The sequence below is a fragment of the Blastococcus sp. CT_GayMR20 genome (assembly GCF_004570345.1).
In genome coordinates, this window is the sequence record NZ_SPQM01000053.1 from 23236 (window position 1) to 31591 (window position 8356).

Genomic DNA, 8356 nt, shown 5'->3' on the forward strand with positions numbered 1-8356 from the left:
CGGCGCTCAGAGGTCCGGCACGCACGTCCCGCTGCCCAGCCGGGACAGCCCGGTCAGGTCTCCGCTCGCGTAGTCGGTGACCTCCTGCTGCGCCTTCGGGTAGAGCAGCTGGCTGGCGTCGTCGACGTGCCCGAGCCCGACCAGGTGGCCGAGCTCGTGCAGCACGATGGACCGGACGACGTCCTCGCCGTCCGGCCGGTCCAGGAGCTCCGGCAGCGTGCCGGCGTCCAGCGACACGGTCCCGGTGACGAAGACGCGCGGCCCGTCGCCGAGGGAGACGGCCACGCTGCCGGCCTCGCCGACGATGTCTCCCGCCAGGGCCGGGTTCTGCTCCTCGGTCTCCCAGGCGACGAGGACCGGCGCCCAGCGGTTGCCGTAGCGGTCGGGCTGGTACAGCTCGCGGTCGTGGGTGGCCGGCTCGTCCGAGGCGCCGTCGTGGATGAACCGCAGCCCGGTCACCTCGCCGAGCCGCGCGAAGGCCTCGTGCAGGAGGGCGTCACCGCCCGGCGGGGCGGCGTCGGGCCGCAGCACGTAGTGCACGGGTCGGCACGGGTCGTAGGCCACCGGGGTGACGCCGTCGACCTGGAAGGTCACGAAGGTGTGCGGCCCGCCCTCGGGGGGCGGCGGGGGTGGGGTGGCCAGCGGACGGCGGGCGGCCTCGTGGCCGGGGGTGGGCCGGTCCGTGGGCACCGGGACGGCCGACGGCTCCGGCGCACCGTCCGGCAGCTCGCCCTGCGCCGCAGGGGGCTGCGCCGGCACGGGCTCCGTCCGGGGTGCCCACGGCCAGGGACCCGGCCCGACCAGGACGGCGGAACCGACGGCGAGGAACACCACGAGCACGACGACGAGCAGGGCGCGCAGGGCGCCCCTGCCGCGCCGACGACGGCGGGGCGGTGGAGGAGGCGTGGGAGGCCGCCAGTGCATCGGCTGCACGGGCAGGCCCGCGGCCTCGTCCAGGACCCACTGCGGCACGCGCCCGGTCGGGGACGTCGGCACGCCGAGGAGCTTCCCCTCGTCGTCCCGGTCCCCGTGCACAGTGCGATTGTCGGCACAACCGGGGACGGAGTTCAGTCCTGCCGGTCCGTCCACCACTCGCGGAGGGCCGCCTCGGCCTCGTCCCGGTCGAGCGGACCGCGCTCGAGCCGGAGATCCTTGAGGAACCGCCACGCCCGTCCGACGTCCGGGCCGGGCTCCAGGCCGAGCAGTTCCATGATCGCGTTGCCGTCGAGATCGGGCCGCACGCGGGCCAGGTCCTCCTGCTCGGAGATCTCCCGGATGCGCTGCTCCAGGGAGTCGTAGGTCGCCGACAGCATCGCCGCGCGGCGCTTGTTGCGGGTCGTGGAGTCCGAGCGCACCAGCTTGTGCAGGCGGGGCAGCAGGTCGCCGGCGTCGGTGACGTAGCGGCGCACGGCGGAGTCGGTCCACTCACCCGTGCCGTAGCCGTGGAAGCGCAGGTGCAGGAAGGTCAGCCGGGACACCGCCTCGACGACGTCCTTGGGGTAGCGCAGCGCGGTCAGCCGCTTGCGGACCAGCTTCGCCCCGACCACCTCGTGGTGGTGGAACGAGACCCGGCCCTTCGGCTCGTGCCGCCGCGTCGCCGGCTTGCCGATGTCGTGCAGCAGCGCGGCCAGCCGCAGCACCAGGTCCGGCGACTCCGCTCCGTCCTCCCCCGCCCGCCCCGCTGCCTTCTCCAGCTCGATCGCCTGGTCCAGCACGGTCAGCGAGTGGGTGTAGACGTCCTTGTGCTGGTGGTGCTCGTCGATCTCCATCCGCAGCGCGGACAGCTCCGGCAGGACGACGTCGGCCAGGCCGGTGTCGACGAACAGCTCGAGCGCCGCCCTCGGCGAGTCCTGCAGCAGGGTCTTCGACAGCTCCACCTGCACCCGCTCGGGGGTGATCCGGCCCAGCTGCGCGGCCGAGGAGGTCATCGCGGCCACCACCTCGTCGTCCGGGGTCAACTGCAGCTGGGCCACGAAACGGACGGCGCGCAGCATCCGCAGCGGGTCGTCGGCGAAGGAGTCGACGGCCGACCCGGGGGTGCGCAGCCGCTTGGCCAGCAGGTCACCGAGCCCGCCGAAGGGGTCGGTCACCGTCCGGTCGGGGCCGAGGGAGACGGCCATGGCGTTGACGGTGAAGTCGCGGCGCGCGAGGTCGTCGACCAGCGAGTCGCCCCAGGCGACCTCGGGGTTGCGCGACTCACGGTCGTAGCGGTCGGCCCGGAAGGTGGTGATCTCCAGCCGGACGCTGGTGCCCTGTCGATGCACCTCGGCGCCGACGGTGCCGAACGCGATGCCGGTGTTCCACGTGGAACCGGCCCAGCCGCGCAGCAGCTCGAGGACCTGCTCGGGCCGGGCGTCCGTCGTGACGTCCAGGTCGCCGGGGACGCGCGGCCCGTCCGCCGCCGCCGCGAGGAGCGCGTCCCGCACCGAGCCGCCGACCAGGTGCACCTCGAAGCCGGCCGCGGTGAACCGCTGACCCAGCTCGGTGAGGACGGGAGAGAGGTCGACCAGCTCCCGCACGGTCGCCTGGACAGCCGGGGGCACCGGCTGCGGCGTTGGGCGACTCGGGGGCTTGGCGGACACGACGAGCCAGGGTAGTGCGACGGGTCGCGCTACCCTCCTGGCATGGCTGGGACGGGCGGGCGCGGACGCCCCGGCCGCCGGTTGCGCCGGGTCGACGAGACCTCCGCCGGGGGCCTGGTGGTGGCGGACGACGGTGTGACCGGGCCCCGTGCTGCCCTGATCGGCCGCACGGACCGCCGCGGCCGTCTGCTCTGGTCCCTCCCGAAGGGGCACATCGAGGACGGCGAGACGCCGGAGGACACCGCCGTCCGCGAGGTCGCGGAGGAGACGGGGATCATCGGCGAGGTCGTCGCGCCGCTCGGGATCATCGACTTCTGGTTCGTCGCCGACGGCCGCCGCGTGCACAAGACCGTGCACCACTTCCTGCTCCGCGCGATCGGAGGCGCCCTCTCCGACGCCGACGTCGAGGTGACCGAGGTCGCCTGGGTGCCCCTGGACGAGCTCAGCGGCCGACTGGCCTACGCCGACGAGCGGGCACTGGTCGAGCGCGCGCCCGCATTGCTGGCCGACACGGCCTGACCGAGCTTGCGAGGTCAGAGACGGCACAGCATCGCAACGCGTCAGCGGCCGACGAGCGCCAGCGAGGAGGTCTGATGTCGCGGCCGGCGCTGTTGCGCGCCGCCGTCGCACCTCTGCTCGCCACGGCGTTCGGAGTCATGGCGTTCGGGGCCATGCCGTCCGGGGTCGTGGCACCCGTCCCTGTCGCACATGCCGCACCGGCGGACGACGACACCCGCGACGACGACCGCCCGGTCCAGATCCAGGTCGGCCGGTTCGAGCCCCGCACCCTCACCCCCGGTGCGACCGTCACGGTCACCGGGCAGCTGGTGAACACCGGCTCCACCGCGATCACCGACCTCAGCCTCCGGCTGCAGCGAGGGGACGTCGTCACCACCCGCGCCGAGCTGGCCTCCCTCGCCCAGGACCCCGATCCGGCGACCACCGTCGAGCCGCCGTTCCTCGACGTGCCCGGCGAGCTCGCCCCGGGCGGCCGGCTGGACTTCAGCTACAACCTGGCGGCCGAGGCGCTGGAGCTCACCCAGGACGGCGTCTACCCGGTCCTCATCAACGTCAACGGCGCGGTGGACGGCAACGACCAGCGGCGCGTCGGCGAGCTGCCCACCTACGTCGTGCAGCAGCAGGTGCTGCCGCCCTCGCGCGCGGCCGTCGCGTGGCTGTGGCCGCTGGTCGAGCGCACCCACCGCGAGCCCTCCGGCCGGTTCGCCGACGACGACCTCACCGAGGTGATCAGCGAGGGCGGCCGGCTCGACCGCGCGCTGACCGTCGTCGAACGCCTCCCCGACGCCCAGGCGCCCGGTGCGCCCGAGCCGGTGCCCGCCCTCCCCGTCACCCTCGCCGTGGACCCGGCGCTGGTGGAGGAGCTGCAGATCATGGCCGCCGGCCCGTACGAGGTGGGCGGAACCGGCACGGGCCGGGGCACCGACGCGGCCGCCGCATTCCTGGAGCGGCTCGCCGCCGTCGCCGCCGTCCATCCGGTCGTGGCGCTGCCCTACGGGGACGTCGACGCCGACGCGCTCCAGGCGTCGGGCATGTCCGAGGTGCTGACCCGGAGCCTGCCCGGTACGCCGGACGGCACGGCCCAGGACCCGCCCGGCGACGACGCGGCCACGCCCGCGGCCCCGGCCACGGGGACGCCGGCACCCGCGCCGGAGGCGGAGGAGAGCGGACTCGGCGCCGGGGCGGAGATCCTCGCCGAGGCGCTGGACGTCGAGCCGCGGACCGACGTGGCCTGGGCGGCGGGGGGGTCGCTCCGCAGCGACACCCTCGCGACGCTGCAGGCCGGCGGCGTGCGCAGCGTCGTCCTCGGGCCGGGTGCCCTGGCCGACGGCGACGCCGCGGTCGGGCTGTCGGGTCCCGCCGCCGCGGCGCGAACCTCGGTCACGACGCCGAGCGGAACCCTCGGGGCCCTCGTCGCCGACCCGACGCTGGGGGAGATCGTCGGGACCGCCGAGCAGGTGCCCGGTGGTGCCCGCCTGGCCGAGCAGCGCTACCTCGCCGAGCTCGCGGTGATCGGACTGCAGGCTCCCGCAGGTACGGAGCAGACCGTGCTGGTGGCGGCGCCGCGGGACGTCGAGGCCGGGCCCGAGGGCGCCGGCGCGATGATGGCCGACACGACCGCGATGCCATGGCTGCGGGCCGGCTCGGTCGACGAGCTCGCCGCCGGCCCGGCCACCGCGGCAGGGGACCTCCGAGACCCGGTCGACGTGATCCACCTCGACGCCACCGGGCTGGCCGCCGTCGCCACGGCCGTGGCCACCCGGGACGACGTGGCCGGTGCCGTCGCCGGTGACGCCGACCGGGCGCTGCGCTCCTCCGACGCCGCCATCTCCCGCACCACGACCGTCGGGTGGCGGGCCGACCCCGACGGCTTCCGCGCCGCCGCCACGGCCCTCAGCGCGTCGCTGGACCGGCTGCGGGGGCGGGTGACCCTCCTGGCGCCGGCCGACGGCACGTACAGCCTGGCCTCCAGTGACGCACCCCTGGTCCTGACCGTCCGCAACGACCTGCCCGTGAGCGTCGAGGTGCTGCTGGAGGTCCGGACCCGCGGCAACCGCGGGCTGTCGATCGGGGACATCGGCACGCAGACCCTCGCGCCCGGGGAGCGGACGACCCTCACCGTGCCCACCGAGCTACGCCAGTCCGGCGGGTTCGCGGTGACCGCGCAGCTGACCACCCCCGGCGGCGGTCCGCTGGGCGACGAGATCCAGCTCCAGGTGAAGAGCACCGCCTACGGGCCCATCTCGCTGCTCATCACGATCGGCGCCGCCGCGCTGCTGGGCCTGCTCTTCCTGCGGCGGCTGGTCAACTTCGTCCTGCGCCGGCGGCGTGCGGCCCGCGAGCAGGCCGAGCTCGGACCCGGCGGCCCCGAAGGTGCCACCGTGGCGATGCCGCCCAACCGGAGCCCGGTGTGACCAGCGGCCCCGACAGCGACCGCCCCGCCCGCGCGGGCGGCCCGCCGCTGCCCCCGTCGCCGTACCGGGCGGCCCCGCCGCCGTCGGCGCCGTTCGCTAGCGCCCCCGCCCCCGAGGCGCCCCCCGTACCACCCCGCTCCCTGCCGCCCCTGCCCCCGGTGCCGCCGCCGGCCCCCCGCAACCGCTGGGTGCCCGCCGCCGACGACACCCAGGTGATGACGTCGCTCCCGCCGGTCCCGCGGGGTCCGGTGGGGGAGAGCGACGAGGAGGTCGAGCAGCGCGAGGGTGCACCCGGCGCCAGCAGCGGCATCCTGCGCGCCGCCGGCACCATGGCGGTCGCGACGCTCGTCTCCCGCATCACCGGCCTGCTCCGCACGATGGTGCTCGCCGCCGCGCTCGGCGTCGGCCTGGTCAACGACGCCTACAACACCACCAACACGCTGCCCAACATCGTCTACGAGCTGCTGCTGGGCGGGATCCTGGCCTCCGTCGTCGTCCCCCTTCTGGTGCACGCGCAGGAGCGGGACCCCGACGGCGGGACGGCGTACGCCCAGCGGCTGGCCACCCTCGCCATCGGCGGCCTGGTGGTCGTGACGGCGGTGGCGATCGCCGCCGCGCCGTTGCTGACCGCGCTGTACGGCATCACCGACGACGAGGCCCAGGTCCAGCTCGCCAACTGGTTGTCGCGCATCCTGCTGGTCGAGATCGTCTTCTACGGCATCGGCGCCTTGGCGCAGGCGATCCTGAACTCGCGCGGTGTCTTCGGCCCGCCCGCGTGGGCGCCGGTCCTGAACAACGTCGTGGTGATCGCCACCGGCGTGCTCTTCCTCGCGATGAGCGGACCGGGTGACCTGGACCCGGCCACGATCTCGCCGGGCCTGGTGTGGCTGCTCGGGATCGGCACGGTGCTGGGCATCGCCGTCCAGGCGCTGGTCCTGCTGCCGCTGCTGGGGCGGGCCGGCGTGCCGCTGCGGCCGCGCTGGGGCCTGAAGAACACCGGTCTGCGCGAGGCGGGCTCGCTCGGGCTGTGGGTGATCGGCTACGTGGCCGTCAGCCAGGTCGGCGTCATCGTGGCCACCCGCATCGCCAACGCGGCCGGACGGGAGGGAGCCCTGGGCTCCAGCGCCTTCGCGATCGCGAGCCTGCTGTTCCAGATGCCCTACGGGATCATCGGCGTCGCCCTGCTGACCGCGCTGGTGCCGCGGATGAGCCGCGCCGCCGCCCGGCACGACGTCCCGGGGGTCGCCGAGGACCTCGCCCTGGGCACCCGTCTGTCGGCCCTGGGTCTGCTGCCGGTGACCGCCGCCCTGATCGTCCTCGGGCCTCCCCTGGCCTCGCTGATCTTCGCCCGGGGCAACACGACGGCCGCCGAGGCCGCCGGCATCGGCACCGCGCTGGCCATCGGGGCTTTCGGCCTGCTCCCGATGGCTGTCACCCTGCTGCAGCTCCGCGTCTTCTACGCCATGAAGGACGCCCGCACGCCGACCCTGATCCAGGTCGGCATGGTCGCCGTCCGCGTGCCCCTGCTCCTGCTGGTGCCCGCCCTGGTCGAACCCGATCACGTGGTCGCGGGACTCATGCTGGCGACCAGCATCACGTACGTGGCGGGCTGGGTCATCGGGGACGTCGCGCTGCGCCGCCGGCTGGGCGGACTGCGCACCCGGGAGACGTTCGGGCCGGTCCTGCGGATCGCCGCGGCCTCCCTGGTCGCCGGTGGCGCCGGCTGGCTTGTCCGGAACGTGACCGACGACCTGCTCGGCGCGTCCACCACAGGGTCGCTCGCCGCCGTGCTGGTCGGTACCGTGGTCATCGGCGGCGTGGCTCTCGCAGGTCTCGCGGTCGCTCGCGTCCCCGAACTCAGGGAGCCCCTGGCAGCTGTCAGGGCCCGGATGGGACGCGGATGACCGATCCTTCGCAGAGTGCGTCGCCGACGCCTGGGCAGTCGCACGGGCGAGCGGACCAGGACAGGGGGTCGACAGTGTCGATGACGTCGACGACCACCGGCCTGCCGGACCGCTACCGGCCGCTGGATCAGGTGGGCCCCGACGAACCGACACCGACCGGCGTCATCCGCTGCTGGCGCGCCAAGGACCGGGTCCTCAACCGGGACGTCGCGATCCGCGTGCACACGCCCGCCGGTCCCGCGGCGCACGCCTGGATCGCCCGCGCGCTGACCGCCGGCGGGCTGGCCACGCCCGCGCTGGCAATGGTCTACGACGCTTCCGAGGGGGTCGGGGGCGTGGCGGGAGAGGCCACGGCCCCGGGTGGTGCCGCGTACGTCGTCAACGAGTGGATCGACGGCGAGACGCTGGCCGACCGGCTGGCGAGCGGCCCGCTGCCCGAGCGCGACGTCCGGACGGTGCTGCGCCGCCTGGCCGAGGGCATCGCCGAGGCCCACCGCGTCGGGCTCGCCGTCGGCGGTCTCACCACCGACAACGTCGTCCTGCGGCCCAACGGCCTGGTCGGCCTGCGCGCGGTCCCCGCGGCCACCGGCACCATCGACGGGGACATCGCTGCGCTCGGCGCCCTCCTCGAGGCCTGCCTGACCGGCCTGGACCCTGCCGACCCGGAGCCGCGGCCGCTGACCGGTCCCTCCGACCTGGTGGCACTGGTCCGCCGTGCGCGCTCGACCGAGCCGGGCCAGGGGCTGTCCAGCGTGGCCGCGATGGCCGCGCTGCTGGCCGAGCGGCCGCGCTCCACGGGCTCGACGGCCGCGTCGGCGCACCGCGGCCACGGCGACGGCGCGGACAAGGAGACCGACAGCGGCTGGCTGCGCAAGCTCCGCGACCGGCGCAGCGACCAGCCCGAGACCGCGCCCGACGCCCCCGCCGCGCAGGCCGA

General features: G+C 75.4%; 5 protein-coding genes and 1 pseudogene. 4 read left to right on the plus strand and 2 right to left on the minus strand.

What is annotated here, in order from left to right; all coding sequences use genetic code 11:
- Nucleotides 1-6: 6 nt before the first annotated feature.
- Nucleotides 7-1035 (minus strand): matrixin family metalloprotease, encoded by a 1029-nt coding sequence (locus tag E4P40_RS13810; RefSeq protein WP_135159139.1) that lies wholly within the window; start codon nucleotides 1033-1035, stop codon nucleotides 7-9.
- A gap of 32 nt (nucleotides 1036-1067) precedes the next feature.
- The gene (locus E4P40_RS13815; protein ID WP_135159140.1) at nucleotides 1068-2582 is read right to left on the minus strand and encodes a CCA tRNA nucleotidyltransferase; all 1515 of its coding nucleotides are present in this window, start codon (nucleotides 2580-2582) and stop codon (nucleotides 1068-1070) included.
- A 42-nt stretch (nucleotides 2583-2624) separates the two neighbouring features.
- On the opposite strand from E4P40_RS13815, the gene E4P40_RS13820 reads away from it, so the two are divergent.
- From E4P40_RS13820 to E4P40_RS13835, 4 genes and pseudogenes are all read left to right on the plus strand, one after another.
- Nucleotides 2625-3101 (plus strand): NUDIX hydrolase, encoded by a 477-nt coding sequence (locus E4P40_RS13820; protein WP_135159141.1) that lies wholly within the window; start codon nucleotides 2625-2627, stop codon nucleotides 3099-3101.
- Nucleotides 3102-3175: 74 nt separating this feature from the next.
- Entirely contained in the window at nucleotides 3176-5515 is a 2340-nt protein-coding gene (locus tag E4P40_RS13825) for a DUF6049 family protein (protein WP_135159142.1), read from the plus strand.
- Nucleotides 5512-7419 carry a murein biosynthesis integral membrane protein MurJ gene (murJ, locus tag E4P40_RS13830; RefSeq protein WP_280790615.1) on the plus strand — a complete coding sequence of 636 codons (1908 nt, stop codon included), beginning with the start codon at nucleotides 5512-5514 and terminating at the stop codon, nucleotides 7417-7419. Before E4P40_RS13825 ends, murJ begins: the two co-directional genes overlap by 4 nt.
- An 80-nt stretch (nucleotides 7420-7499) precedes the next feature.
- A pseudogene (locus E4P40_RS13835) lies at nucleotides 7500-8356 on the plus strand (hypothetical protein); the annotation flags it as partial.